At 56.4% G+C, this 26,116-nt stretch carries 23 protein-coding genes and 1 pseudogene; 17 read left to right on the forward strand and 7 right to left on the reverse strand.

Annotated elements, in window-relative coordinates; translation table 11 throughout:
* Window positions 1–59: 59 nt before the first annotated feature.
* Entirely contained in the window at window positions 60–2,270 is a 2,211-nt protein-coding gene (gene ybiO / locus L350_RS13200) for a mechanosensitive channel protein (protein ID WP_022647521.1), read from the forward strand.
* Window positions 2,271–2,313: 43 nt separating this feature from the next.
* Here the strand turns inward: ybiO and rlmF are convergent, their stop codons facing one another.
* Entirely contained in the window at window positions 2,314–3,225 is a 912-nt protein-coding gene (rlmF, locus tag L350_RS13195) for a 23S rRNA (adenine(1618)-N(6))-methyltransferase RlmF (RefSeq protein WP_032624608.1), read from the reverse strand.
* 242 nt (window positions 3,226–3,467) lie between these two features.
* Between rlmF and mcbA the strand changes: the two genes are divergently transcribed.
* From mcbA to ybiJ, 3 genes are all read left to right on the forward strand, one after another.
* A complete protein-coding gene (mcbA, locus tag L350_RS13190; RefSeq protein WP_022647519.1) occupies window positions 3,468–3,731 on the forward strand; it encodes a DUF1471 family periplasmic protein McbA in 264 nt (87 codons plus the stop codon).
* A gap of 118 nt (window positions 3,732–3,849) precedes the next feature.
* Window positions 3,850–4,116, forward strand: coding sequence for a DksA/TraR family C4-type zinc finger protein (locus L350_RS13185; protein ID WP_022647518.1), 267 nt, complete (start codon window positions 3,850–3,852; stop codon window positions 4,114–4,116).
* A 285-nt stretch (window positions 4,117–4,401) separates the two neighbouring features.
* Entirely contained in the window at window positions 4,402–4,662 is a 261-nt protein-coding gene (ybiJ, locus tag L350_RS13180; protein ID WP_003858474.1) for a DUF1471 family protein YbiJ, read from the forward strand.
* 116 nt (window positions 4,663–4,778) lie between these two features.
* Here ybiJ and ybiB read toward each other — a convergent pair whose 3' ends face one another.
* Window positions 4,779–5,741 carry a DNA-binding protein YbiB gene (ybiB, locus tag L350_RS13175; protein ID WP_032624610.1) on the reverse strand — a complete coding sequence of 321 codons (963 nt, stop codon included), beginning with the start codon at window positions 5,739–5,741 and terminating at the stop codon, window positions 4,779–4,781.
* Window positions 5,742–5,997: 256 nt separating this feature from the next.
* Here ybiB and L350_RS13170 point away from each other — a divergent pair, with 256 nt between their 5' ends.
* The 5 genes and pseudogenes from L350_RS13170 (at window position 5,998) to L350_RS13150 (ending at window position 11,364) form a co-directional block, all read left to right on the forward strand.
* Window positions 5,998–6,534: a fimbrial protein gene (locus L350_RS13170; RefSeq protein ID WP_022647516.1), complete on the forward strand. Its 537-nt coding sequence runs from the start codon at window positions 5,998–6,000 to the stop codon at window positions 6,532–6,534.
* A 69-nt stretch (window positions 6,535–6,603) separates the two neighbouring features.
* Window positions 6,604–7,278 carry a fimbrial biogenesis chaperone gene (locus tag L350_RS13165; protein ID WP_022647515.1) on the forward strand — a complete coding sequence of 225 codons (675 nt, stop codon included), beginning with the start codon at window positions 6,604–6,606 and terminating at the stop codon, window positions 7,276–7,278.
* A 22-nt stretch (window positions 7,279–7,300) separates the two neighbouring features.
* Window positions 7,301–9,843: pseudogene (locus tag L350_RS13160) on the forward strand (fimbria/pilus outer membrane usher protein).
* A gap of 22 nt (window positions 9,844–9,865) precedes the next feature.
* Window positions 9,866–10,855: a fimbrial protein gene (locus L350_RS13155; protein ID WP_022647513.1), complete on the forward strand. Its 990-nt coding sequence runs from the start codon at window positions 9,866–9,868 to the stop codon at window positions 10,853–10,855.
* Window positions 10,856–10,860: 5 nt separating this feature from the next.
* Window positions 10,861–11,364 carry a fimbrial protein gene (locus L350_RS13150; protein ID WP_023299643.1) on the forward strand — a complete coding sequence of 168 codons (504 nt, stop codon included), beginning with the start codon at window positions 10,861–10,863 and terminating at the stop codon, window positions 11,362–11,364.
* Here the strand turns inward: L350_RS13150 and dinG are convergent.
* Both dinG and rhlE read right to left on the reverse strand, forming a co-directional pair.
* Window positions 11,351–13,528, reverse strand: a complete 2,178-nt coding sequence (dinG, locus tag L350_RS13145) for an ATP-dependent DNA helicase DinG (protein WP_032624612.1) — start codon at window positions 13,526–13,528, stop codon at window positions 11,351–11,353. The genes L350_RS13150 and dinG overlap by 14 nt on opposite strands.
* A 97-nt stretch (window positions 13,529–13,625) precedes the next feature.
* Entirely contained in the window at window positions 13,626–15,008 is a 1,383-nt protein-coding gene (gene rhlE / locus L350_RS13140; RefSeq protein WP_032624613.1) for an ATP-dependent RNA helicase RhlE, read from the reverse strand.
* Window positions 15,009–15,212: 204 nt separating this feature from the next.
* On the opposite strand from rhlE, the gene cecR reads away from it, so the two are divergent.
* Genes cecR through L350_RS13115 form a run of 5 tightly spaced genes read left to right on the forward strand, consistent with a single transcriptional unit; the run spans window position 15,213 to window position 20,901 of the window.
* Window positions 15,213–15,890 (forward strand): transcriptional regulator CecR, encoded by a 678-nt coding sequence (gene cecR / locus L350_RS13135; protein ID WP_023299641.1) that lies wholly within the window; start codon window positions 15,213–15,215, stop codon window positions 15,888–15,890.
* Window positions 15,887–16,882 (forward strand): secretion protein HlyD, encoded by a 996-nt coding sequence (gene hlyD / locus L350_RS13130; protein WP_032624614.1) that lies wholly within the window; start codon window positions 15,887–15,889, stop codon window positions 16,880–16,882. The genes cecR and hlyD overlap by 4 nt, the downstream gene beginning before the upstream one ends.
* The gene (locus tag L350_RS13125) at window positions 16,875–18,614 is read left to right on the forward strand and encodes an ATP-binding cassette domain-containing protein (RefSeq protein WP_032624615.1); all 1,740 of its coding nucleotides are present in this window, start codon (window positions 16,875–16,877) and stop codon (window positions 18,612–18,614) included. Before hlyD ends, L350_RS13125 begins: the two co-directional genes overlap by 8 nt.
* Complete coding sequence (locus L350_RS13120) at window positions 18,604–19,737, forward strand: ABC transporter permease (protein WP_022647507.1); 1,134 nt, start codon at window positions 18,604–18,606, stop codon at window positions 19,735–19,737. Before L350_RS13125 ends, L350_RS13120 begins: the two co-directional genes overlap by 11 nt.
* Before the next feature lie 57 nt (window positions 19,738–19,794).
* Complete coding sequence (locus L350_RS13115; RefSeq protein ID WP_022647506.1) at window positions 19,795–20,901, forward strand: ABC transporter permease; 1,107 nt, start codon at window positions 19,795–19,797, stop codon at window positions 20,899–20,901.
* Here the strand turns inward: L350_RS13115 and L350_RS13110 are convergent.
* Window positions 20,863–21,273 (reverse strand): YbhQ family protein, encoded by a 411-nt coding sequence (locus tag L350_RS13110; protein WP_032624616.1) that lies wholly within the window; start codon window positions 21,271–21,273, stop codon window positions 20,863–20,865. The two genes, L350_RS13115 and L350_RS13110, sit on opposite strands and share 39 nt — an antisense overlap.
* A 133-nt stretch (window positions 21,274–21,406) precedes the next feature.
* Between L350_RS13110 and L350_RS13105 the strand changes: the two genes are divergently transcribed.
* Genes L350_RS13105 through L350_RS13095 form a run of 3 tightly spaced genes read left to right on the forward strand, consistent with a single transcriptional unit; the run spans window position 21,407 to window position 24,365 of the window.
* Window positions 21,407–22,168 (forward strand): endonuclease/exonuclease/phosphatase family protein, encoded by a 762-nt coding sequence (locus L350_RS13105; RefSeq protein WP_022647505.1) that lies wholly within the window; start codon window positions 21,407–21,409, stop codon window positions 22,166–22,168.
* Window positions 22,165–23,403 (forward strand): cardiolipin synthase ClsB, encoded by a 1,239-nt coding sequence (clsB, locus tag L350_RS13100; protein WP_032624617.1) that lies wholly within the window; start codon window positions 22,165–22,167, stop codon window positions 23,401–23,403. The genes L350_RS13105 and clsB overlap by 4 nt, the downstream gene beginning before the upstream one ends.
* Window positions 23,403–24,365 carry a lysylphosphatidylglycerol synthase domain-containing protein gene (locus L350_RS13095; RefSeq protein ID WP_023299637.1) on the forward strand — a complete coding sequence of 321 codons (963 nt, stop codon included), beginning with the start codon at window positions 23,403–23,405 and terminating at the stop codon, window positions 24,363–24,365. Before clsB ends, L350_RS13095 begins: the two co-directional genes overlap by 1 nt.
* A 532-nt stretch (window positions 24,366–24,897) precedes the next feature.
* Here the strand turns inward: L350_RS13095 and L350_RS13090 are convergent.
* Entirely contained in the window at window positions 24,898–25,605 is a 708-nt protein-coding gene (locus L350_RS13090; RefSeq protein ID WP_015571081.1) for a Bax inhibitor-1/YccA family protein, read from the reverse strand.
* Between the two features lie 58 nt (window positions 25,606–25,663).
* Window positions 25,664–26,116, reverse strand: a complete 453-nt coding sequence (gene moaE, locus L350_RS13085; protein ID WP_032624618.1) for a molybdopterin synthase catalytic subunit MoaE — start codon at window positions 26,114–26,116, stop codon at window positions 25,664–25,666.

Raw genomic sequence — 26,116 nt, forward strand, 5'->3', positions numbered from 1 at the left:
CCTCCGCTCCGCGCGCTCTATACTTATCATTTTGCACGATATTTTTGTCGGAGGACGCCGTGCCGTGGATCCTGTTGCTACTGTTTACCCTGTTTAGCGCGCCATCACTTGCTGTAACCATTCCCGGCGTCACCACCGGAGCCACCGCCACCCAGCAAAATGCGCCGCCAGAACCCGACGCTGAAAAGAAAAAAGCCGCTTACAGCGCACTTGCCGACGTGCTTGAGAACGACACGTCCCGGCAGGAGCTTATCGATCAGCTGAGGAAAGTGGCCGCCACACCGCCTCAGGATCCGGTTCCGACTATCGCGCCGCCGGAAGTCGAAGACGAAAAGACGGTACTGGAAAACGTCACCGATATCAGTCGCCGCTACGGGGAAGCCCTGTCGTCGCGTTTTGCCCAGCTCTATCGCAACCTTGTTGGCACCTCGCATAAGCCTTTTAATCCCCACACCTTTTCTGCAGCCGCGACCCAGTTTTCTATTCTGGCCGCCGCGGTATTCATTTTTTACTGGCTGTTGCGCCTGTCTGTCTGGCCGCTTTACCGGAAGATGGGCCACTGGGGACGTAAAAAGAATCAGCATAAAAGCAGCTGGCTGCATCTTCCGGCAATGATTACCGGGGCCTTTATCATCGATTTGCTGCTGCTGGCGCTGACGCTGTTTGTCGGCCAGATGCTGGCCGACCGTCTTAATACCGGGAACAAAACCATCGCCTTTCAGCAGGGGCTGTTCCTGAACGCCTTTGCCCTGATCGAGTTCTTTAAGGCGCTCCTGCGGTTAATATTCTGTCCGCGCGTGCCGGAACTTCGCCCGTTCGCCATTTCGGATCGGAGCGCCAAATACTGGGCGGTTCGGCTCAGCGTGCTGAGCGGGTTGATCGGCTATGGCCTGCTGGTTGCCGTCCCGATTATTTCCAACCAGGTTAACGTGCAGTTCGGGGCCCTGGCGAACGTGCTGATCATGCTCTGTATTACCGTCTGGGCGCTGTACCTCATCTTCCACAATAAAAAAGCGATCACCGACAGTCTGCTTCACCTGGCCGATCGCTCCCTCTCCTTTTTCAGCCTCTTTATTCGCGCCTTTGCGCTGGTGTGGCACTGGCTGGCCAGCGCCTATTTTATTGTGCTGTGTTTCTTCTCGCTGTTCGATCCGGGCAACAGCCTGAAATTTATGATGGGGGCGACGTTCAAAAGCCTGGCGATTATCGGCATCGCGGCCTTTGTTTCTGGCCTGCTCTCCCGCTGGCTGTCGAAGACGATCACCCTGTCGCCGCAGGTTCAGCGTAATTACCCCGAGCTGCAAAAACGGGTAAATGGCTGGACATCGGTGTCGCTGAAGGTGGCGCGTATTTTGACGGTCTGCGTGGCAATTATGCTGCTGCTGAATGCGTGGGGACTGTTTGATTTCTGGAACTGGCTGCATAACGGCGCCGGGGAAAAGACCGTCGATATTCTTATTCGTATCGCGCTGATCTTGTTCTTCTCCGCCGTCGGCTGGACGCTGCTGGCAAGCCTTATCGAAAACCGTCTGGTGTCGGATGTCCACGGCAGGCCCCTGCCAAGCGCCCGCGCCCGCACACTGCTGACGCTGTTCCGCAACGCGCTGGCGGTGATCATTAGCACCATTACCATCATGATTGTGTTGTCGGAAATCGGCGTAAATATCGCCCCACTGCTGGCGGGTGCCGGTGCCCTGGGACTGGCGATCTCCTTTGGTTCGCAGACGCTGGTGAAGGATATTATCACCGGCATTTTTATCCAGTTTGAGAACGGGATGAACACCGGGGATCTGGTGACCATCGGACCGCTCACCGGCACGGTGGAGAGGATGTCCATTCGCTCCGTCGGCGTACGTCAGGATACCGGGGCGTACCACATTATTCCGTGGTCATCGATCACCACCTTTGCCAACTTTGTGCGCGGCATTGGTTCGGTGGTGGCGAATTATGATGTCGATCGTCACGAAGATGCAGATAAGGCGAAACAGGCGCTGCGGGATGCGGTGAGCGAACTGATGGAGATGGAGGATATTCGCGGGCTGGTAATTGGTGAGCCGTCGTTTGCGGGCATCGTCGGGCTGACGAACACTGCCTTTACCCTGCGCGTGTCGTTCACCACCCAGCCGCTTAAGCAGTGGACGGTGCGCTTCGCCCTGGACAGCATGGTGAAAAAACACTTCGATCTGGCGAACGTGAGAGCGCCGGTGCAGACGTATCAGGTATTGTCGCCGCCCGCTTCGCCGCTCCCTCCGCAGGAGCCGACGCTGTAACCGAGCCGGGTGGCGGCTTCGCCTTTCCCGGCCCGAGAAACGATTATTTGCGACGTTTGTTATCGTCCATAAAGGACCAGGCAATAAAGCGGCTCTGCTTCTGACCCTGCGCCATCTCTTTTTTAACCACTTTCACCGCCCCGACGTCGGTCAGCGCGCGGTAAAGCGGCGGCAGGTTATCGCCACGAGAGACCAGCGTGGTAAACCATTTCACCTGACGACCGAAGCCTTTACTCTCGGCAATCATGCGCAGAATAAAGGCTACTTCCCCGCCCTCGCACCACAGCTCCTGCTGCTGGCCGCCAAAGTTCAGCGCGCCATCTTCGGCCTGGCCCAGGTTACGCCGCTTGCGTTCACTTCCCGCACGCGCGGACGCGGCGGAGTCGTGGAATGGCGGGTTGCACAGGGTGGCATCATATTGTTCGTTCTTATGAATTATGCCGTTGAAAATAGCAGCGGCATCCTTCTGACGACGCAGACGAACGGCCCGGCTTAACCCCGGGTTAGCGTTGATAATGGCCTGCGCGCTGGCGAAGGCCTCATCACCGATCTCGCTGCCGGTAAATCGCCACTGGTACTCATGTGCGCCTATCAGGGGGTAGATCAGGTTCGCGCCCGTACCGATATCAAGGACGGTAGCCTGTTTCGGCACTACGCCATCGTGGTCATCCGCCAGCAGATCGGCAAGATGATGGACGTAATCCGCACGGCCCGGGACCGGCGGGCAGAGAAAGCCATCAGGGATGTCCCAGTGCGTCACACCATAAAAATGGGCCAGCAGCGCTTTGTTCAGCGTTTTAACCGCCAGCGGATCGGCAAAGTTTACCGACGGTTCACCGGCTGGTGTCTGAACGATAAAACTCTGCAATTCAGGGCAGCTCAGACACAGGGCTTTCATATCGTAGCGGCTACGGTGGCGGTTACGCGGGTGCAATCCCGGCTTGTGGGAAGTCATGGCATTCTCCTTTAAACAGCCGCGTAAGATACCCTGTGACGGCGCGGGGGTAAATATCTGTCTGAGTCGCACAAAAAAACGACAAAAATCAGCGACCTGTATGTCTATGATCTGTCAACAAATTGTCAGAATTTATCGTTCAAAAAATAAGCAGATCATCATCAAATTTTTGCGCTAAATCACACGCCTCAGGCTTCTAAACTTAACAGGAATCACCTGTTGTTTCCCCTGAGGATGTGATTATGAAAAAGTATCTGACCTTTATTATTGCGGGTGCGCTGGCAGGCGCATCATTCTCTGCCTTGTCCGTTCAACCTCTGACCGACAGTACCGACACCAGCCAGCTACGCGCGGCCGGGACGGTCTCTGTCAGCCGGGCAAGCAACCTTGATGACCTTCAGGACAAGCTGGCCGAAAAAGCCCGTCAGGAAGGCGCTAAAGGCTTCGTGGTGAACGCCGCCGGTGGCGATAACCATATGTACGGTACCGCGACTATCTATAAATAACTTACCGCCTTCCAAACTGCATCTGCCCGGCAGATGCAGTTCTCTCTGCCTGCGCCTTGACTGTGCGTTTTTTCACCCCATATTAAAATGCATGACTTGACCCTTTCAGGAGAACATCATGGCTTCCGGCTGGGCGAATGACGACGCCGTTAACGAACAGATCAACAGTACCATTGAAGATGCGGTTGCGCGTGCTCGCGGTGAAATTCCGCGCGGCGAAAGTTTGACGGAATGCGAAGAGTGCGGGGATCCCATTCCTGAGGCACGACGTAAAGCCATTCCCGGAGTACGGCTTTGCATCACCTGTCAGCAGGAGAAAGATTCAAAAAATGCTTCACATTCAGGATATAATCGTAGAGGATCGAAAGACAGCCAGTTACGTTGACTTTCCTTTACCGTAGTTAACCGCACCAACAGTTTACTTTACGCTCACGACTTTCAGCGAAGCGCGTAGCAAAACGTGCCCTTCTGATTGTGTCTGTAAAGCGTATCCGCAAGAAGTGTCAATTGCGCTTCTGATTTTATTAATAATCAATAAGTTATTTGTCATTCAATTTTTTTGACCAACCACGTCAATTCTCTTCGATTTTATCTTCCGCTAAAAAGCGTGATACTTATCACATCGACGGAACATCGTCCCCTTAACAGAATAACCTGCGAGAATTGACCTATGAAAACCATCAAATATGCTGTTGCCGCTGTTGCCCTGTCCGCTCTGTCTTTCGGCGCTTTCGCTGTAGAGCCAGTCTCCTCTACTCAGGCACAGGATCTGAACAAAATCGGTGTGGTGAGTGCTGAAGGCGCGACCACGCTGGACGGTCTGGAAGCAAAACTGGCTGAAAAAGCTGCCGCCGCGGGCGCAAGTGGATACACCATCACTTCCACTAACGGTAATAACAAACTGAGCGGTACTGCGGTTATCTACAAGTAATCGAACAAATTATGCTCCACCCTCGCCATACCCTCTGGTGAGATGCTCCAACCCTCATTGACCCTGTTGTTGTTACCCTTGTTTGCCCGTCCGCCACTGGACGGGCTTTTTTTTGCTTAAAATGACTGCGCCACGCGCTGCAACCCGGCTTCCACGGACTCGACTTCCCCTGCAGCCAGCAGGCAGCAGGCCAGTTGCAGCTTGATTGACTGCGGAACCGGCACCTTCCCGGCCAGACACTGCACAATCCAGCGCGCGGTGACCTGCGGATCTTTCGACTCAGGCAGGATCGCATCTCTGTTCTCTTCCCCACGTTCGACAACGACCCGCGTCCCGGCGGGCTCAATCAGCATCAGCTGTGGACAACGCTGCGGGTTGGCGTAAACCTCGCCTTCTGTCCCGTGCATCAGCAGCGCGCGTCCACCGATTTCGGCAAAGAATTGCCCGACTCGCGTCACGTATTCCGGATGGGAGACGCTGGAAAGACGCAGCGCGGCGTCTTCGGCAAACGGCGTCGCCAGCTTCGCCAGGGTGTGAGCGCTGTTACGTACGCCCATGCGCCAGCGCATGTCCAGCTGCTTTTCCAGCGGTGGGCAGAGCGCGCTAACGGGGATATAGACCGGCTGATTCCCCTCCAGCTTTGCCTGTGCCTGACCGGCATGGAGGGTCGGTTCAATACCTAACAACGCCAGGATGGTTTCTGTCAGCACGCGCGTCGGATCTTCGCTCACGCCATGCACTACTACCGGGAAACCGAGTTTCTGCAACAGAATAGCCAGCAGCGGCGTGAGGTTTGCCTGCTTACGCGCGCCGTTGTAGGTCGGGATCACAATTGGCATCGGCTTCGTGACGGGCGGGGTTAAGCGCATGGTCTGCGACTGCATGGCCTCATAAAAGCCGCGCATCTCCGCCTCACCTTCCCCTTTAATACGCAGCGCAATCAAAATGCCGCCCATTTCCAGTTCCGGCACGTCGCCATTCAGCATATGCGTGTACATCGCGCGGGCTGTTTCCTGGTCCAGATCGCGAGCGTGGTTTTTCCCACGCCCTACCTCTTTGATAATTTTGCGGTAATCCACGACATTTCTCCTGACTGCATTATCTTGTTAACAATATAGCCCGATGAACACAGACCCGATAGTGTTTTGTGATCATTATCAACCTGCTGTTTTCATATAAAAAAATTAAACTCAAGCACTATTTACATTATTTGTGATTGGGACAAAAGATCCGCAGCGACCCTTTTTTTGATTAAATAAACATCGAAAAATCATTAAGGGTCAACGGTAAAAACGTCCAGGCAACGCTTTTACCAGAATCACATCAGGATTAACTATGAACAAGGTTGCATTAGGTTTTTTTATCGCCGCAACGGTGGGATGTTCTGCATCCGCATTTGCGGCAACTAACGGTGAAGGCCAGATTAATTTCACCGGTGAAATTATCGATTCTGCTTGCCAGGTCGTGAATGGATTAAGTAATCCATTAAACGTTCAGTTGGGTAAGGTGTCTAAAACGGTATTTACCGGCGCAGGCTCTACCAGCACATCAACGAAGTTTGATATTAAGTTAACCAATTGTCCGGAAACAGTGACCTCGGCTGCGATTAACTTCGGTGGTACCCCGGATGCGGATAATAATGCCGCGCTGGCATTAACGCCAGATACCGATGCGGCAACCGGTGTAGCGATTCAGTTGATGGATGCTTCCGGGCAGCCTGTCACTCTGTATACGCCTTCGCAGCAATATCCTTTAGCCTCCGGCACGGCAGTTAACGACCTGGAATTCGGTGCGCGTTATATTCAAACTCAGGCCGCCATTACCGCAGGCCCTGCCAACTCTGTATCGACTTTCACCGTTATTTATAACTGATCTTATCAATCCTGAGATATTAATGCTTTTGCGGGCATTAATATCTCTTCTATTTATTGAGAAATCTTTATGCGCCACGGTTATTTATTGAGCACTCTTTTACTGATAGCAGCCTCTGCACATGCGGGTGTCGTGATTAATGGTACCCGGCTGGTCTATCAGGGAGATAAAAAGGAATCATCTCTTGGCCTGTCAAACCCGGATACGACGGATTATCTGGTACAGTCCTGGGTCGATTCCGGCGGTAAAAACCCGGCCAAAGCCCCATTCCTGATCACCCCGCCGCTTTTCCGTCTGGATGCAAAAGAAGATAACGTTCTGCGCGTGGTACGCACGGGCGGAAATTTACCGGAAGACAGGGAATCTCTGTACTGGTTGAATATCAAAGCGATCCCTTCCTCAAAACACGTTGAGGGAGTAAATACGCTGCAAATTGCCATTAATACCCGCATTAAATTGCTGTATCGCCCGTCCGCGGTAAAAGGCCGACCAGAAGATGTGGCGGATAAGCTTGAATGGCATCGCGAAGGTAACGACCTGGTGGTGAATAACCCTACGCCTTTCTATATGAATTTCCAGACCGTCACGCTTAACGGTCAGAAAGTCACAAAAGCGACCTGGGCTGTTCCGAAATCAGAAACACATTTTGCCATACCGGGTAATGTCGGGGGCTCAAACGTGACGTATTCCATTATTAATGATTACGGCAGCATCAGCCATTCTTGGTCGAAATCCGTTCATTAATTGTTCCGGTAATAAAATAATCATGTACAGCCACAAAAAGCCGTTCACCTGCCGAATGTCTTCATTGCTGGTCATTCTCTGTGGCCTGGCAATAGCCATCTTTGCGCAGCAGGTTATGGCTGATGATTATTTTAACCCCGCCCTGCTGGATATTGATAATCCCCAGCAGGGTAAAACCGATCTGTCCGTCTATGAAAAAGGTCCCGGACAGGCACCGGGGAAATATGAGGTCGCGGTGTTTATCAATAATAATAAAATTGATACCCGCAACGTGACCTTTACGCTTGAGAAAGATTCGCAGGGCAACGACACGTTACAACCTTGCTTTAGCATGGGTGAATTAAAAAGCCTCGGTATCAAGACCCAAAAGTTTCCTCAGCTCATGGCCAAAGGCCAGTGTGCCGATCTAGGTGTCATCCCTGCTTCATCTGCAATCTTTCACGTTCGCAACCAGCAGCTGCTGCTGAGCATTCCGCAAAAGGCGCTCGGACAGGTGCCACGCGGTTACATCGACCCGAAAGAGTTTGACGAAGGGATCAACGCGGGCCTGCTTAATTACAGCGTCAACGCCAGCCAGAGCCATGCGCGCCAGCAGGGTGAAGAGGATAGCAGTAGCCAGTACGTGAACCTGCGTCCGGGTTTAAACGTTGGCGCATGGCGCCTTCGCAACTATTCCACCTGGAATCGCAGCACCACAGGCAATGAGGAGGAACAGAAATTCACCTCCGTTTATACCTATGCGCAACGCGATATTGTGGCGATGAAAAGCGATATCACCGTTGGCCAGAGCTCATCACCTGCTGATGTTTTTGACAGTGTCCCTTACACCGGCGTGGAGCTGAAATCCGATAACGACATGCTTCCCGACAGCGAAAAAGGCTATGCGCCTATTATTCGTGGCACCGCCCACAGCAACGCGCTGGTGATGGTGCGCCAGAACGGGTACGTGATTTATCAGAACACGGTCGCGCCGGGGGCCTTCGAAATTAACGATCTCTACCCCACCGGCAGCAGCGGCGACCTCCAGGTCACGGTGAAAGAAACTGACGGCAGCGAAAGTCATTTCGTGGTGCCGTTTGCCTCCGTTCCGGTATTGCAGCGTGAAAAAAACCTGCGCTACAGCGTAACTGCCGGGCGTTATCGTTCTTATGACAAAGATGTTGAAAAGACCCCGTTTGCTCAGGGGAGCGCCATCTATGGTTTACCCCACGGCTTCACGGCCTACGGCGGCGTACAGCAGAGCAGTCATTATCAGTCGCAGGCGATAGGCGCCGGGAAAAACATGGGCGATTTAGGGGCGTTCTCCATTGACGTGACTCGCGCCAGAGCCCTGCTGAAAAAACAGCAGTCCAGCACAGGCAAATCGTGGCGCGTACGCTACAGCAAAGATTTCGCCGGTTCAGGCACCAACTTTTCGCTTGCGGGCTATCGCTACAACAGCAAGGGGTTTTACACCCTGGACGACACCATGGAGTCGTATACCCGCGCCGACAACTGGTCTGCGCCACAGCAGCGCCGCGCCCGTACCGAAGCCACCATCGACCAGACGCTACCAGAAGGCTGGGGATCGGTCACGCTGAGCATGGTGAAGGAAACCTACTGGAGCCAGAATCAGGACATGACCTCCATGAGCGTCAGCTACAACAACAGCTGGCACGGCGTTAGCTACAGCCTTAGCTACAGCATGAATAAAAACACTCACGACAGCGATCTGGACGGTAATGCGGTGACGAACGACAACCAGTTCTCGCTGAGCGTTTCGGTTCCGCTGGATCGCTGGATGCATAACACCTGGGCCACGTACAACCTGAACAACACGAAAGATGGCACCACGCAGAACATCGGCCTGAACGGTACGGCCCTGAAAGAAGACAACCTGAACTGGAATCTCCAGGAGGGGCTGAGCAGCACCGGCAGCGGTAACTCCACCAGCGTTAACGCCGACTACAAAGCGACATACGGTGAAGTGAGCGGTGGCGTCAGTCAGGATAAATATCAGCAAACACTGAACGTCGGCTTGCAGGGAGGCGTGATTGCCCATGCAAACGGCATCACGCTGAGCCAGCCGCTCGGTGAGACCATTGCGCTCGTGAAAGCCCCGGGTACGCACGGCACGCATATCACTAACCAGACCGGCGTTGAAACCGACTTCCGCGGCTACACCGTCGTACCGTTCGTCACCGCGTATCGCCACAACACTATTGCGCTGGATACGGAAACGCTACCGGAGGACGCCGACGTCACCCATGCGGCACAAATTGTGACGCCAACCCGCGGAGCCATTGTGCGCGCCAGCTTCACGACGCGCGTGGGCAATCGCGTCCTGATGACGCTCACGCAAAACGGTAAACCGCTGCCGTTCGGCGCAACGGTTACCACCGAGGACAAGGACAGCGAATTTATCGTCGGGAATGATGGCCAGACCTATCTCTCCGGTCTGCCACAGCAAGGGCATCTCCGCGTTTCCTGGGACAGGAGGCAAACGAGCATTGCGTCGCTGACTATGTGCTCACGGATGAGAAAGCGAAAACCAGCATCATTAACGCTGCCGCGCGGTGTCACTGATCTCCCCTAAAGGCAAAACATTATGCAAATGATTAAACAGTGCTTTTTCTTACTGATTCTGGGAACCGCTGCGTTATTCATGCCGCATGCGAAGGCGACCTGCACCACGCCGGATCTCCCCAAAATGATCAACGTGGCATCCATTTCTGTCCCGACGACGCTGGCAGTTGGCGCAACTATCCCGGGTACAGAGCAGAGCGTTCATGTTGCCGGGCATTGCGATCAGAGTACCGACAGCGGCCTGGAGATTGTCTCCTGCTACTACGGCACCGGAGCGGAAATGCCAGGGCTCAGGGGGGTATACGAATCCGGCGTGCCGGGGATTGGCGTAGCATTGATGAATGATCACGGGCAGCGAATTAGCGGCGCTGGCGGCGTGCAGTGCGATTCACGTGGAACGCCTGTCGGCTACGTCTCTACCGATGGAACACAGACTTTTAGCTTTGAAATAACGCTTGAGCTGGTTAAAACGAGTGACACCGTGACATCCGGTACGCTGGTGCAGTCTCAAACCGAATTTGGCATTGGCGTTTTCGGCCATGAAGGGATCGGCAACCCTAACCACATCGCCTATGCAGGTAATGTTATTCTTCATCAGGTCACCTGCTCCGTTTTACCGAAAAATCTCACCGTTAATTTGGGCGATTTTCCCGTCAGTGATTTCATCAGCGTAGGTTTTTTATCCAGCCCTGCTCAAAAATTTAATATCACCGTCAACTGTGACACAACCGTACAGCCTGAGCTAAAAATCACCAGCGCGAATGGATATGACACAGCATTTGAGGGGGTGATCAAACTCACGCAGCAGACCGGCATGGCTACAGGCGTCGGAGTAAGAATGCTATTTGATGACCATCTCGCCACCTTCGGTACCTATGTAAGTACCCAAAATCAGGCCGTAGCCAACGAAACGCTGGTGATCCCGTTTGAGGTTCGCTACGAGCAGGTCAGCAATGTAGTCACCCCCGGGCCAGCCAATACTGTGGCAACCATCACCCTCGCTTATAAGTGAACGTCATGAAAAAAACCGCATTGATTCTCGCGCTGGGGCTGATCGCCCAGGCCCACGCCGATGATATACAGATCCAGATGACGGGTAACATTTACGCCAACACGTGCGTCATTGACAGTGCCAGCCGCAACCTGACGGTGGACTTAGGCCAGGCGGCATCGGGTAGTTTTAAAGACGTGGGCGATACCGGCGAGTGGAAGGACTTTTCCCTTTCGGTGTCGCACTGCCCGGCCACGCTGGCGCTTGCCACCGCCTTTTTCTACGGTCAGGCCGACAGCACCCATCCCACCAAATTTGCCAATCTCGGTAGCGCAAAGGGGCTGGCACTGGAGCTGGCAGATCGTCAGGACAAGATACTGATTGCCCCGCAGGCCGCCTTTAACGCTGCCATAAACCCGTCAGACCACACGGCCACGTTCCCGCTGGCCGCACGCTATTACGCCACCTCGATGCCCATCTCTGCCGGCACGTTCAGCAGCGTGATCCAGGTGACCTTCACTTACCAGTAGGACCGCGCCCCTTAGCACGGAAGCTTTTTCGACGCCCGGCAGCCAGTTTTGTCGGGCGTTTTTTTACTTCCGGCACGTCCGGCTGCTCAATCGGGAAGATCGGCAGCGCATTCAGCAGCCGCTGGCCGTAGTTTTTGGTGAGCAGTCGTTTGTCATAAATCACCACCTCGCCCCAGCAGCCGTGGCTACGGATCAAGCGCCCGACCTGCTGAATCAGGTTAAACGACGCTGCAGGCAGGCTTTGCACTTCAAACGGATAACGGTTAAGGCTTTTCAGCCATTCGCCTTCGGTGATCACCACCGGGCTGTCGATGGGCGGGAAGGCGATTTTATGGATATGCACCTGCGTCAGGTAGTCGCCTTTCAAATCAAGCCCTTCCGCAAAGGACTGTAACCCCACCAGCACGCTGCGCTCGCCGTTATCAATGCGTTTACGGTGGGTTTCCACCAGCCGATAGCGCGGCTGATCGCCCTGCACCAGCAGGAGTAAGCGCAGATCGGTGACGTGCTCCAGGAAGCGTTGCATCGCCCGACCGCTGGCAAACAGCACCAACATACCGGGGTATTTTTTACTCTCAACCTGCTCGCGGAAATAGGCCGCCATTTCCGCAATATGCTGCTCTTCGTTATCGATAAGCGGCTCATAATTCATGCGCGGAATGACCAGCTTTCCCTGCTCACAGTGGTTGAACGGCGAGTCCAGGGCCACAAAGCGGTCGCCCGCATTCTCTTTCAGGCCGCTCATCTCCTGCAACCTTGAGAAGCTGTTCAGGGAACGCAGAGTCGCTGACGTCACTACCACGTGCGGAACGCTGCGCCAGATCAGCTTTTCCAGCTGATCGGCCACGCGGATGCCCACGCAGTGGAAGAAGAGATGTCCCTGCCCGTCTCGTACTTCGCGGGTGGCCCACTTAGTCACCGGCGCGCCGGACGCCTGCGCCATCGAAGCCAGCCGCCAGAGTTTGCTCTGCGCTTCAAACATCCCCAGCGCACGATTCATTTGCAGCAGAATGCGGTGCAAACGCACCACGTCGTGAGTACCGGTTTTCTCGCTGAGATCGTTTAAGAACATCTCCGCCAGCCCGCGCAGCTTTTCCAGGTGCTTCGCCAGCTGCTGGCAAATCTCCATCACTTCCTGCGGCAACTCACCCATCGCAAAGCGGTGTTCCGCCTCCTGGGTGGCGGGGAGATACAGGTTAAAGATGTTATTCAGCGAGGCGATGAGGCCGTACACCTCTTCACAGTGCTCGCTCAACCGCTCCGGAACCGCCAGCGGCGGCGTGGTTTTCGGGCGGAACTGCTCCATGCAGGTTGCCACCAGTTTGCAGAACAGATCCAGTTGCAGGCGAAACCACGGGGCGGTAATTTCCGCGCTCATCTCCAGCGCATCTCGCGCCACGTCGGGCAGATGATGACCTTCATCGAGCACCAGCAGCAGGTTTTTGGGCTCCGGCAGGACCGCTTCACTCTCCAGTGCAGCCATGACCAGCGCGTGGTTGGCGACAACCACCTCCGCTTCCTGAATCTCACGCCGGGCGACAAAGAACGGGCACTCGCGATAGTAGTGACAGTTACGGTTCAGGCAGCTTGCTTTATCGGTGCTGAGCCTGCGCCACAGGTCGTCGCCGATCGCCTGGTTGGTGTGATCCCGCAGGCCGTCCCACTTGTAGCCGTCGAGATCGGCCTTCAGCTTTGCGCACTGCTCCTGCTCCGCCTTGTTGTTTGGCGTCAGCTCGTCATCAAGAAACGCGAGCAGATCCTGTTGGGAGGGTTCACTGCTGGCCAGTGCCGCCAGATTGCGCGGACAGACGTAGCGCCCGCGACCAAAGGCGGCGGTAAACCGTAAATCGGGGATAATTTTGCGCAGCAGCGGCAAATCTTTGCTGAAGATCTGATCCTGCAAGGCCACGTTAGCGGTACTGACCACCAGCGTTTTATCTTCTTCCCGCGCGATGGCAATGCCGGGAATAAGATACGACAGGGTTTTCCCGACGCCGGTCGGGGCTTCAATCGCCAGATGTCGCCCGTCGTCCCCGGCGAGCGTTTTTGCCACGTCGGCAATCATCTGCCGCTGCGGGGCTCGGGGGATAAAATCGGGGATCTGCTGTTGTAGCGCCTTATACCATGCGCCAATTTGCGCCTTGAGCGCAGCGGTTAAAGCCATCGGAAAACCTGAAATACTGTATAAACAGCCACTATTGTGGCACTTTCTCTCCGCTGCCGCAAAAAGAAAAGCCCGGCTTTACGACCGGGCTTCCAGATTACTGCGGGTTAGCAGGCTTACGCGGGCGGCGTCGGCGCTGCCCCTCGCCTGCCGGTTTCCCTTCGCCGCTACGCCATGGGTTTTCACCGGCCGGTTTGCTGTCGTTATTACGACGCGGCGGTTTGCCCGAAGATTTCGGCGCGCCGCCTTCGGCACGACGCGGCTGCTGACCGCGACCACCGCCGCCTTGACCGCGCCCGCCACCCTGACGACCGTTCTGAATTGGCTCGGCTTTGATTGACGGGTCAACTTCATAGCCCGGGGTTTCAATGCGCGGGATCTCTTTCTTCAGCAGGCGTTCGATGTCGCGCAGCAGCTTGTGCTCATCCACGCAAACCAGAGAGAGCGCTTCCCCGGTTGCCGCCGCGCGTCCGGTACGGCCGATACGGTGAACGTAATCTTCCGGCACGTTTGGCAGCTCGTAGTTCACCACGTGCGGCAGCTCTTCGATATCCAGACCGCGTGCGGCGATGTCGGTTGCCACCAGCACGCGTATGTCGCCGGACTTGAAGTCTGCCAGCGCGCGGGTACGCGCGCCCTGGCTCTTGTTGCCGTGAATGGCCGCGCTGCGGATGCCATCTTTATTCAGCTGTTCCGCCAGGTGATTGGCGCCGTGCTTGGTGCGGGTAAAGACCAGCACCTGCTGCCAGTTGCCCTGGCCGATCATCTGGGAGAGCAGTTCCCGCTTGCGCTTCTTATCTACAAAGTGCACGTGCTGCGTCACCTGCTCGGAGGCGGTGTTGCGGCGCGCGACTTCCACTTCCAGCGGGTTATGCAGCAGCTTTTCCGCCAGCGCCTTGATCTCGTCGGAGAAGGTCGCGGAGAAGAGCAGGTTCTGACGACGCGTCGGCAGCTTCGCCAGCACGCGGCGAATGTCGTGGATGAAGCCCATGTCGAGCATACGGTCGGCTTCGTCCAGCACCAGAATTTCGATGTTATCGAGCTTCACCGCGTTCTGGTGTTCGAGATCCAGCAGACGCCCCGGGGTTGCCACCAGCACGTCGACGCCGCCGCGCAGCTTCATCATCTGCGGGTTAATGCTTACCCCGCCGAAAACTACCAGCGAACGAATGTTGAGATAGCGGCTGTATTCACGCACGTTCTCACCAATCTGGGCCGCCAGCTCGCGGGTTGGGGTGAGGATCAGCGCACGCACCGGACGACGGCCTTTGGCGTGTGGCTGGTTTTTTACCAGCAGCTCCAGCAGCGGCAGGGTAAAGCCCGCGGTCTTACCAGTACCGGTCTGCGCGCTTGCCATCAGGTCACGGCCCTGCAAAACGGCCGGGATAGCCTGCTGCTGAATAGGGGTTGGCTCAACGTAGCCCTGCTCTGCGATGGCGCGCAGAATTTCCAGGTTCAGACCAAGGGAATCAAAAGACATAAAAACTCCGAACCGCCCCGACCATCACAGGTGTAGTTTTCAGGGAGATATAACGAATAGAAGGACAAAAACCACAATGTCGCGAAGGAGCGGAGTGTAGCAGCTTTTGTGACGTGGCGCATAAAATATCCCCGGCGATGACTCGACGTTTGCGCAAATCAGGCATAATCTTAATCAATCGATTGATTAATTTTTAATGCTGCTATGAATACAACCCCAACGACAACCAAAGGCGAACAGGCGAAAAGTCAGCTTATCGCCGCCGCGCTGGCGCAGTTTGGCGAGTATGGTCTGCATGCCACCACGCGGGATATCGCCGCGCAGGCCGGGCAGAATATTGCGGCCATTACCTACTATTTTGGCTCAAAAGAGGATTTATACCTCGCCTGCGCCCAGTGGATCGCGGATTTTATCGGCACCAGCTTTCGCCCGCACGTGGAAGAAGCCACCGCGCTGTTCAGCCAGCCAGAGCCGGACCGGGTTGCCATCCGCCAGCTGATCCTTAACGCCTGTCACAACATGATCCGCCTGCTGACGCACGACGATACGCTGAACCTGAGCAAATTTATCTCCCGCGAGCAGCTCTCCCCCACTGCCGCGTACCAGCTGGTACACGATCAGGTGATCGCCCCGATGCATAGCCATCTGACCCGGCTTATTGCCGCCTATACCGGACGGGACGCCAGCGATACGGACACCATTTTGCATACCCACGCCCTGCTGGGCGAAGTGCTCGCCTTCCGTCTGGGGCGTGAGACCATCCTGTTACGTACGGGCTGGACACAATTCGATGAGGATAAAGCCGCGCAAATTAGCCAGGTCATTACCTGTCACGTTGATCTGATCCTGCAAGGCTTAACGCAAAGGAGCCAGAAGTCATGAAAAAACCTGTCGCCATTATTCTGGTGGTTGTTGTCTTGCTTGCTACGGGAACAGGCGGCTGGCTGTGGTATCAGAGCCAGCAGGATCGTGGCCTGACGCTGTACGGCAACGTGGATATCCGCACCGTGAACATGAGCTTCCGCGTCGGCGGACGGCTGGCCTCGCTGAGCGTTGACGAAGGCGATGCCATCAAAACCGGGCAGACGATGGGGATGCTGGACAAAGCCCCGTTTGAAAACGCGTTGATGCAGGCAAAAGCGGGCGTCGCCGTCGCACAGGCGCAGTACGACCTGATGCTGGCGGGCTATCGTGATGAAGAGATCGCCCAGGCGGCCGCTGCAGTTAAGCAGGCAAAAGCCGCCTATGACTATGCGCAGAATTTCTATAACCGTCAGCAAGGCTTATGGAAAAGCCGCACTATTTCCGCCAACGACCTGGAAAACGCGCGCTCATCCCGCGACCAGGCGCAGGCGACGCTGAAATCTGCCCAGGATAAGTTAAGCCAGTACCGCACCGGTAACCGCGCGCAGGACATTGCCCAGGCGAAGGCCAGCCTTGAGCAGGCGCAGGCGCAGTTAGCCCAGGCGGAGCTGGATCTGCACGACACCACGTTAATCGCCCCGTCTGACGGTACGCTGATGACCCGCGCCGTGGAGCCGGGCAGCATGCTCAGCGCGGGCAGCACCGTGTTAACGCTCTCCTTAACCCGTCCGGTGTGGGTGCGCGCTTACATTGATGAGCCGAATCTTGGCCAGATGCAGCCGGGCCGCGAACTGCTGCTCTACACCGATGGTCGCCCGGACAAGCCGTATCACGGCAAAGTGGGCTTCATCTCCCCAACGGCCGAGTTCACGCCAAAAACCGTTGAAACCCCGGATCTGCGTACCGACCTGGTGTATCGCCTGCGCATCATCGTCACCGATGCGGACGACGCGCTGCGTCAGGGCATGCCTGTTACCGTGACCTTAAACGACGGGGAACAACATGAATGATGCGGTTATCCAGCTCAATAATCTGGTCAAACGCTTCCCGGGAATGGCTAAACCGGCGGTCGCGCCGCTGAACTGTACGATTCAGAAAGGCTATGTGACCGGGCTGGTGGGGCCGGACGGCGCGGGTAAAACCACGCTGATGCGGATGCTGGCGGGATTGCTGAAGCCGGATGAAGGCAGCGCCAGCGTGCTTGGCCTTGATCCCATCAAAGACGACGCGGCGCTCCACGGCATACTCGGCTATATGCCGCAGAAGTTTGGTCTGTATGAAGATCTGACGGTAATGGAAAACCTCAACCTGTATGCCGATCTGCGCAGCGTTACCGGCGAAACCCGGCAGAAAACCTTCGAGCGTCTGCTGGCGTTTACCTCCCTCGGCCCGTTCACCGACCGGCTGGCGGGCAAACTTTCCGGCGGGATGAAGCAGAAGCTGGGGCTGGCCTGCACGCTGGTGGGCGAACCGAAGGTGCTGTTGCTGGATGAACCCGGCGTCGGCGTGGACCCGATTTCCCGCCGCGAGCTGTGGCAGATGGTGCACGAGCTGGCGGGTGACGGCATGCTGATCCTCTGGAGTACCTCTTACCTTGATGAAGCAGAGCAGTGCCGTGACGTGCTGCTGATGAACGAAGGCGAACTGCTCTATCAGGGCGAGCCCACCGAGCTGACGCAAACCATGGCCGGGCGCAGTTTTCTGCTACACAGCGCGCAGGAATCCAACCGCAAGCTGCTGCAACGGGTGCTGAAGCTGCCCCAGGTGAGCGACGGGATGATTCAGGGCCGTTCGGTGCGCGTGATCCTCAAAAAAGAGGCCACCGCCGACGATATCCAGCGTGCGCAGGGGATGCCTGAAATCGACATGACAGAGACCGCGCCGCGCTTTGAAGATGCGTTTATCGATCTGCTGGGCGGGGCGGGAACCTCAGAATCACCGCTTGGCGCCATTCTGCACACGGTGGAAGGCACGCCGGGCGAAACGGTCATTGAAGCGAAATCGCTCACCAAAAAATTTGGCGATTTCGCCGCCACCGATAACGTCAATTTTGCTGTGAAGCGCGGCGAGATATTTGGCCTGCTCGGGCCGAACGGTGCGGGGAAATCCACCACCTTTAAAATGATGTGCGGCCTGCTGGTACCGACCTCCGGCAAAGCGCTGGTGCTGAACATGGATCTCAAAGTCAGCTCCGGCAAGGCGCGCCAGCATCTGGGCTATATGGCGCAGAAGTTTTCGCTCTACGGCAACCTGACGGTGGAGCAAAATCTGCGATTTTTCTCCGGCGTCTACGGCCTGCGGGGACGGGCGCAGAACGAGAAAATCGGCCGCATGTGCGACGCCTTTGGCCTGACCGATATCGCCTCACACGCTACCGACGCGCTGCCGCTTGGCTTCAAACAGCGGCTGGCGCTGGCCTGTTCGTTGATGCACGAGCCCGATATCCTCTTTCTTGATGAACCTACGTCAGGCGTGGACCCCCTCACCCGCCGTGAATTCTGGTTGCATATCAATAGCATGGTGGAAAAAGGCGTGACCGTGATGGTCACCACCCACTTTATGGACGAGGCAGAGTATTGTGACCGCATCGGGCTGGTCTATCGCGGCAAGCTGATTGCCCACGGCACGCCGGACGACCTGAAAGCGCAGGCCGCCGACGACGCACAGCCGGACCCGACCATGGAGCAGGCGTTTATCACCCTCATCCACGACTGGGATAAGGAGAATCCTCATGCGCAGTAACGCCCTCTCCTGGCGCCGGGTGCGCGCCCTGTGCGTCAAAGAGACGCGGCAGATTGTGCGTGACCCCAGCAGCTGGCTGATTGCGGTGGTGATCCCCCTGCTGCTGCTGTTTATTTTTGGCTACGGAATTAACCTCGATTCCAGCAAGCTGCGGGTCGGGATCCTGCTGGAGCAGCAGAGCGAAGAGGCGCTGGACTTCACCCACGCCATGACCGGCTCGCCCTACATCGATGCCACCATCAGCGACAACCGGCAGGAACTGATCCAGAAAATGCAGGCCGGTAAAATTCGCGGTCTGATCGTCATCCCGGTCGATTTCGCCGCCAACATGGCACGCCCGGGCGCCGATGCGCCAATTCAGGTGATCACCGACGGCAGCGAACCGAACACCGCCAACTTCGTGCAGGGCTATGCGGAGGGGATCTGGCAGCTCTGGCAGATGCAGCGCGCCGAAGACCGGGGGGAGAAGTTTGAACCGCTGATTGACGTGCAGACGCGCTACTGGTTTAACCCCGCCGCCATCAGCCAGCATTTTATTATCCCGGGTGCAGTCACTATCATCATGACGGTGATTGGCGCGATCCTCACCTCGCTGGTGATCGCCCGCGAATGGGAGCGCGGCACCATGGAGGCGCTGCTCTCCACCGAAGTGACGCGCGTCGAGCTTTTGCTCTGCAAGCTGATCCCCTACTACTTCCTCGGCATGCTGGCGATGCTGCTCTGTATGCTGGTCTCGGTATTTATTCTTGGCGTGCCGTACCGCGGTTCGCTGGTGGTGCTGTTCTTTATTACCAGCCTGTTTTTACTCAGCACGCTGGGAATGGGGCTGCTGATCTCCACCATCACCCGCAACCAGTTTAACGCCGCGCAGGTGGCGCTTAATGCCGCCTTCCTGCCGTCGATTATGCTCTCCGGCTTTATCTTCCAGATTGACAGTATGCCAGCGGTGATCCGTGCCGTGACCTACATCATTCCGGCACGCTACTTTGTGAGCACCCTGCAAAGCCTGTTTCTGGCGGGGAACATCCCGGTAGTGCTGATTATCAACACCCTGTTTTTGCTGGCGTCGGCGGTGATGTTTATCGGGCTGACGTGGATGAAAACGAAAAGAAGATTGGATTAGCCATCGGATTTTGTAGGTCGGATAAGCGCAAGCGCCACCCGACAGGAGGACGACGCGATGTTTCACCGTTTATGGACATTGATCCGCAAAGAGCTGCAATCCTTGCTGCGCGAGCCGCAGACCCGCGCCATTCTGGTGCTGCCGGTGCTGCTTCAGGTTGTACTGTTTCCGTTTGCCGCCACGCTGGAGGTCACCAACGCCACCATCGCCATTTACAACGAAGATAATGGCAAGCATTCCGTCGAGCTGACACAGCGTTTCGCCCGCGCCAAAGCCTTTACCCATGTCCTGCTGCTGCAAAGCCCCCAGGCGATCCAGCCCACCATCGACACGCAGAAAGCATTATTGCTGGTGCGCTTCCCGGCGGATTTCTCCCGCAATCTGGACACCTTCCAGACCGCGCCGATGCAGCTGATCCTCGACGGACGTAACTCCAACAGCGCCCAGATAGCGGCGAACTATTTGCAGCAGGTAGTGAAGGACTACCAGCAAGAGCTGATGGCGGGCAAACCCAAACCCAACAACAGCGAGCTGGTGGTGCGCAACTGGTACAACCCGAATCTGGACTACAAGTGGTTTGTGGTGCCGTCGTTAATCGCCATGATCACCACTATTGGCGTGATGATTGTCACCTCGCTGTCCGTGGCACGCGAACGTGAGCAAGGTACGCTGGATCAGCTGCTGGTCTCGCCGCTCGCTACCTGGCAGATATTTGTCGGCAAGGCGGTGCCAGCACTGATTGTCGCGACGTTCCAGGCCACCATCGTGCTGGGGGTGGGAATATGGGCGTACCAGATCCCGTTTGCCGGATCGCTGGCGCTGTTTTACTTCACGATGGTGATTTACGGCCTGTCGCTGGTGGGGTTTGGGCTGCTGATTTCCGCGCTCTGCTCAACGCAGCAGCAGGCGTTTATCGGGGTGTTTGTCTTTATGATGCCGGCGATTTTGCTTTCAGGGTACGTGTCGCCAGTGGAGAACATGCCGGTGTGGTTACAGGATCTGACATGGATAAACCCGATTCGTCACTTCACGGATATCACCAAGCAAATCTATCTGAAGGATGCGAGTCTGGATATTGTGTGGGGAAGTTTGTGGCCGCTACTGGTCATCGCGGCCACAACGGGCTCAGTGGCCTATGCGATGTTTAGACGAAACATCGCGTAGCTTTTTCTCTTTGGTGAGCAACGACACCACCGCAGGCCCTGCGAGGATAGCCAGACCCGCCAGGGCCAGCAGCAGGTTGTTTTGCAGCACGCGTGACAACAGCCACAGGACGATCATTGCCGCACCAAAATACCAGGTGGTGGTGAGCTCTTCGAGCACATCACCCACTTCACGCCAGCGCACGTCGTGGTGACGCTGTAAAAACAGCATCGACAGCACGGTCACGCCGTAAACCACACATAACCCTAAGCCGACACGCACCAGCGTGCCGCTCATCCAGCCCATCACCAGTACGGCCACGACCAGTAAATGCAACATTATCTGCCAGCAACTCAAACCGGTTGCGACACGAACGCGTTGTTGCCACTTCATGGCTTCTCTCCTGAAGGATTTTTCTCTGCTAATTCAGACTACCGCACTTTACGGAAAATTCCGTAACGCCGCATCTTTTTGTGACGCCTACTACACTTTATTTTCATCGGGATAGTCACCCAGGAAGGTGTTTATGAGCAAAAGAACGCAGCATTTCTCGCTTAAGGTGCTGACGATAAATATTCATAAGGGCTTCACAGCATTTAACCGCCGCTTCATTTTACCGGAGCTGCGCGACGCGGTACGCACCGTCAGCGCCGATATTGTCTGCCTCCAGGAGGTCATGGGCGCGCACGAAGTGCACCCGATGCATTTCGAAAACTGGCCCGACACGCCCCATTACGAGTTTCTGGCGGATACCATGTGGAGCGATTACGCCTACGGGCGCAATGCGGTCTACCCGGAGGGGCATCACGGTAACGCAGTGCTGTCGCGTTTTCCTATCGAGCATTATGAGAACCGGGACGTCTCCGTTGGCGAGAGCGAAAAACGCGGGTTGTTATACTGCCGCATCACGCCACCGGCGCTCGATTTTCCCATTCATGTGGGCTGCGTTCATCTTGGCCTGCGTGAGGCCCACCGTCAGGCTCAGCTACAGATGCTGGCAGACTGGACCAATGCGCTGCCGGAGGGCGAGCCCGTGGTGGTGGCCGGTGATTTTAACGACTGGCGACAGCGGGCCAACCATCCGCTGAAGGTGAATGCGGGGCTGGAGGAGATTTTTACCCGCTCACGCGGTCGTCCCGCGCGGACGTTTCCGGTGCGCTTCCCCCTGCTGCGCCTTGACCGCATCTACGTAAAAAATGCCCACGCCAGCAGCCCGACGGCGCTGGCTTTACTCAACTGGCGACATCTCTCCGACCATGCCCCACTCAGCGCGGAGATCCACTTATGAAATGCACATGGCAGGAAGGTAACCGTATTACGCTGCTGGAAAATGGCGATAACTTTTATCCGGCGGTCTTTGAGGCGATTAGCCACGCACAGCAGAAAGTCTTTCTGGAAACGTTTATCTGGTTTGAAGACGACGTGGGCAGGCAGTTGCACAGCGCGCTGCTGCAAGCCGCTCGTCGCGGTATAAAAATCGAGGTCCTGCTCGACGGATATGGTTCGCCGGATCTCAGCGACAAATTTGTTAACGAGCTCACTGCCGCAGGGGTGGTATTCCGCTATTACGATCCCGGCCCGCGTCTGTTCGGGATGCGCACCAACCTGTTCCGCCGAATGCACCGCAAAATTGTGGTGGTGGACGAAACGGTGGCCTTCGTGGGCGGCATTAACTACTCCGCCGAGCATATGTCGGATTACGGTCCTGAGGCCAAACAGGACTACGCGATCCGCATTGAGGGACCGGTGGTACAGGACATCCAGCTGTTCGTGCTGGAAAACTTACCCGGCAAAGAGGCCGCACGCCGCTGGTGGCGACGCCGCCATCGCCCGGAAGAGAACCGCAAGCCCGGCGAGGCGCAGGCGCTGTTCGTCTGGCGGGATAACGAGGAGCACCGGGACGATATCGAACGTCACTACCTGAAGATGCTGGCGAACGCGAAGCGCGAGGTGATTATCGCCAACGCCTATTTCTTCCCCGGTTACCGGATTTTGCACGCCATGCGCAACGCGGCCCGACGCGGCGTGAGCGTGAAGCTCATCGTCCAGGGTGAGCCCGATATGCCGATTGTGAAGGTGGGCGCGCGTCTGCTCTATCGCTATCTGGTCAAAAGCGGCGTGCAAATCTATGAATATCGCCGCCGCCCGCTGCACGGCAAAGTGGCCGTGATGGATGACCACTGGGCGACCGTTGGCTCAAGCAACCTCGATCCGCTGAGCTTATCGCTCAATCTGGAAGCGAACCTGATCATCCACGATCGCCAGTTTAATCAGACCCTGCGCGATAACCTTCAGGGTCTGATCAATAAAGACTGCGTGCGTGTGGATGAGTCCATGGTGCCGAAACGCAGCTGGTGGAACGTTGGCATCGGCGTGGTGGTGTTCCACTTCCTGCGCCACTTCCCGGCCATGGTGGGCTGGCTGCCCGCGCATACACCGAAACTGGCGCTGGTGGATCCGCCAGTGCAACCCGAAATGGAAACCCAGGACCGCGTAGAGGCGGAAGATGGAGGGAAAACCTGATGTCGAAATCTCATCCTCGCTGGCGGCTGGCGAAAAAAATCCTGACCTGGCTGTTCTTCATTGCCGTCGCGGTCCTGCTGGTGGTGTATGCCCAAAAGGTCGACTGGGAAGAGGTGTGGAAGGTTATTCGCAACTACAACCGGACAGTCCTGCTGGGGGCGGTTGGCCTGGTGATTGTGAGCTACCTGATGTACGGCTGCTATGACCTGTTGGGACGCGCCTACTGCGGGCATAAGCTTGCCAAACGGCAGGTTATGCTGGTGTCATTCATCTGCTACGCCTTTAACCTGACGCTGAGCACCTGGGTGGGCGGGATTGGCATGCGCTATCGCCTGTACTCCCGCCTTGGCTTACCGGGCGGCACCATCACGCGTATTTTCTCGCTGAGTATCACCACCAACTGGCTGGGGTATATCCTGCTCGGCGGGGTGATCTTCACCATTGGCGTGGTGCAGCTGCCTGCGCACTGGTACATCGATGAGGCCACCCTGCGCATTCTGGGCATCGTACTGCTGCTGATCATCGCCGCCTACCTGTGGGCCTGCGCCTTTGCCAAACGTCGTCACATGACCATTAAAGGGCAGAAGCTGGTGCTGCCGTCATGGAAGTTTGCCGTCCTGCAAATGGTGGTTTCCAGCGCCAACTGGATGGCGATGGGGGCCATTATCTGGCTGCTGATTGGCGAAGATGTGAACTACTTCTTCGTGCTGGGCGTGCTGCTGGTAAGCAGTATTGCCGGGGTAATTGTGCATATTCCGGCGGGGATCGGCGTACTGGAAGCGGTGTTTATCGCGCTGCTTGCAGGGGAGCATGTGTCTCACGGGACGATTATCGCTGCCCTGCTCGCGTACCGCATGATCTACTACTTCCTGCCGCTGGCGCTGGCAACGATCTGTTATCTGGTGCTGGAGAGTCGGGCGAAGAAGCTGCGCGCCAAAAACGAGAAGGCGATGGCAAAATAAAAGCAAAACGGCAACTTCGTTGCCGTTTTTAGGGTGTGTTCCCTCTCCCTGTGGGCTGAGGGATCCCCAGTAATTTTTTTATGCAGAAGCAATAAAGTTGCTTTCTAAATGACTGAGGGCTGTCAGCGATGCCCTGGTCCGGCTGTAAATCGCTGAGGCGTTTGCCTTCCGGCCGGGGCGAGGCGCAGGGATGCGCCGAGAGGGCGGCTTTACAGGGACGTTGCCTCCGCCCGTACCCGATAAGCCGGAAGGAATAAGCCGAGGGCACCGCGAAGCGGCGATTTTCCGCCGGGAGCCCGGGTCGCCAGGGTGGTGGCGACTGAGCCACCCTGGCACGTTCACCGGTCATGTCGTTACAGAGTAGCAAGGAACATAAAGTGAACGGAATGACCACCACCGCCGTATGTTCCCCTCACCCTAACCCTCTCCCCGGAGGGGCGAGGGGATTGCTCAGTGCTCGCATTAATTTGTGGGGAACCCTCAGCCCAAAGGGAGAGGGTCAGGGTGAGGGCATCAGACAGCGCCACCCTCACTAACGCCGGTTGCCAAAAATACGCAGCAGCATCAGGAACAGGTTGATGAAGTCCAGATACAGCGTCAGCGCGCCCAGAATCGAGTATTTGCGCAGGTTTGAACTGTCGCGAACATCAATTTGTTCACCGATGTTTTTCAGTTTCTGGGTGTCGTAGGCGGTTAAGCCCACGAAGATCACCACCCCGATATAGGTCACCGCCCACATCAGCGCGTCACTCTTCAACCACAGGTTCACCAGCGACGCCAGCACAATCCCTATCAGCCCCATAAACAGCATGTTGCCGAAGCCGCTCAGGTCACGTTTGGTGGTGTAACCGTACAGGCTCATCACACCGAACATCCCGCCGGTCACCACAAAGGTGCTGGCGATGGAGGAGTAGGTGTAAACGATGAAAATACTGGAGAGCGTCAGCCCGGTCAGCGCCGAATAGAGCATAAACAGCGTGGTCGCCATGCCCGCGCTGAGCTTGTGCACCAGCCCGGAGAGCACGAATACCAGCGCCAGTTGCGCAATAATCAGCCCAAAGAAGGTGATTTTGCTGGAGAAGATAAACATCATCAGTTCAGGCGTGTTTGCCGCATACCACGCGATAAACGCGGTAAGCAGCAGGCCAACCGTCATCCAGCCATATACCTGAGCCATGTAGGTTTGCAGCCCGCTACGGGTCTGCTGAACTATCGAATCGGAACGCGGAAATCGGTCCATGATTCACTCCTGATTAAGTAAACACACACGTTAAGACTAACACATCCACGTAAACCTGTTACCAGCGGCTGGCAGCCTGTTTGTCGCTGTCCCGCGATTCCACCCAGCGCTCACCTTCCGGCGTCGCTTCACGCTTCCAGAACGGCGCTTTAATTTTGAGGTAATCCATGATGAACTCCCCCGCCGCAAAAGCACTCCCGCGATGGGCGCTGGTGACGCCGACAAACACAATTTCTTCGCCGGGCCACATTTCGCCGATGCGATGGATAACCGTAACGCGCCCCAGCGGCCAGCGGCCTCGCGCCTCTTCGACAATGGCCGCCAGCGATTTTTCGGTCATTCCCGGATAGTGCTCCAGCGTCAGCGCTTTTACGCTGTCGCCGAGATTATGATTACGCACTTTCCCGGTAAAGGTCACGACCGCGCCGTCTTCGTCGCGCCCGGCCAGCCAGTCATATTCCGTGCCCACGTTAAAACGCTCATGGCCAACCAGAATTCGGGTTTCCGTCAT

The sequence above is a fragment of the Enterobacter sp. MGH 4 genome, from assembly GCF_000534735.1.
Lineage (GTDB): Bacteria > Pseudomonadota > Gammaproteobacteria > Enterobacterales > Enterobacteriaceae > Enterobacter > Enterobacter intestinihominis.

Bases quoted from the DNA above. Each gene is read 5' to 3' on its own strand.
- rlmF (WP_032624608.1), bottom strand. From the start codon at position 3,225: ATGACTTCCCACAAGCCGGGATTGCACCCGCGTAACCGCCACCGTAGC.
- mcbA (WP_022647519.1), top strand. From the start codon at position 3,468: ATGAAAAAGTATCTGACCTTTATTATTGCGGGTGCGCTGGCAGGCGCA.
- L350_RS13185 (WP_022647518.1), top strand. From the start codon at position 3,850: ATGGCTTCCGGCTGGGCGAATGACGACGCCGTTAACGAACAGATCAAC.
- ybiJ (WP_003858474.1), top strand. From the start codon at position 4,402: ATGAAAACCATCAAATATGCTGTTGCCGCTGTTGCCCTGTCCGCTCTG.
- L350_RS13170 (WP_022647516.1), top strand. From the start codon at position 5,998: ATGAACAAGGTTGCATTAGGTTTTTTTATCGCCGCAACGGTGGGATGT.
- L350_RS13165 (WP_022647515.1), top strand. From the start codon at position 6,604: ATGCGCCACGGTTATTTATTGAGCACTCTTTTACTGATAGCAGCCTCT.
- L350_RS13155 (WP_022647513.1), top strand. From the start codon at position 9,866: ATGCAAATGATTAAACAGTGCTTTTTCTTACTGATTCTGGGAACCGCT.
- L350_RS13150 (WP_023299643.1), top strand. From the start codon at position 10,861: ATGAAAAAAACCGCATTGATTCTCGCGCTGGGGCTGATCGCCCAGGCC.
- dinG (WP_032624612.1), bottom strand. From the start codon at position 13,528: ATGGCTTTAACCGCTGCGCTCAAGGCGCAAATTGGCGCATGGTATAAG.
- rhlE (WP_032624613.1), bottom strand. From the start codon at position 15,008: ATGTCTTTTGATTCCCTTGGTCTGAACCTGGAAATTCTGCGCGCCATC.
- cecR (WP_023299641.1), top strand. From the start codon at position 15,213: ATGAATACAACCCCAACGACAACCAAAGGCGAACAGGCGAAAAGTCAG.
- hlyD (WP_032624614.1), top strand. From the start codon at position 15,887: ATGAAAAAACCTGTCGCCATTATTCTGGTGGTTGTTGTCTTGCTTGCT.
- L350_RS13125 (WP_032624615.1), top strand. From the start codon at position 16,875: ATGAATGATGCGGTTATCCAGCTCAATAATCTGGTCAAACGCTTCCCG.
- L350_RS13120 (WP_022647507.1), top strand. From the start codon at position 18,604: ATGCGCAGTAACGCCCTCTCCTGGCGCCGGGTGCGCGCCCTGTGCGTC.
- L350_RS13115 (WP_022647506.1), top strand. From the start codon at position 19,795: ATGTTTCACCGTTTATGGACATTGATCCGCAAAGAGCTGCAATCCTTG.
- L350_RS13110 (WP_032624616.1), bottom strand. From the start codon at position 21,273: ATGAAGTGGCAACAACGCGTTCGTGTCGCAACCGGTTTGAGTTGCTGG.
- L350_RS13105 (WP_022647505.1), top strand. From the start codon at position 21,407: ATGAGCAAAAGAACGCAGCATTTCTCGCTTAAGGTGCTGACGATAAAT.
- clsB (WP_032624617.1), top strand. From the start codon at position 22,165: ATGAAATGCACATGGCAGGAAGGTAACCGTATTACGCTGCTGGAAAAT.
- L350_RS13095 (WP_023299637.1), top strand. From the start codon at position 23,403: ATGTCGAAATCTCATCCTCGCTGGCGGCTGGCGAAAAAAATCCTGACC.
- L350_RS13090 (WP_015571081.1), bottom strand. From the start codon at position 25,605: ATGGACCGATTTCCGCGTTCCGATTCGATAGTTCAGCAGACCCGTAGC.
- moaE (WP_032624618.1), bottom strand. From the start codon at position 26,116: ATGACGGAAACCCGAATTCTGGTTGGCCATGAGCGTTTTAACGTGGGC.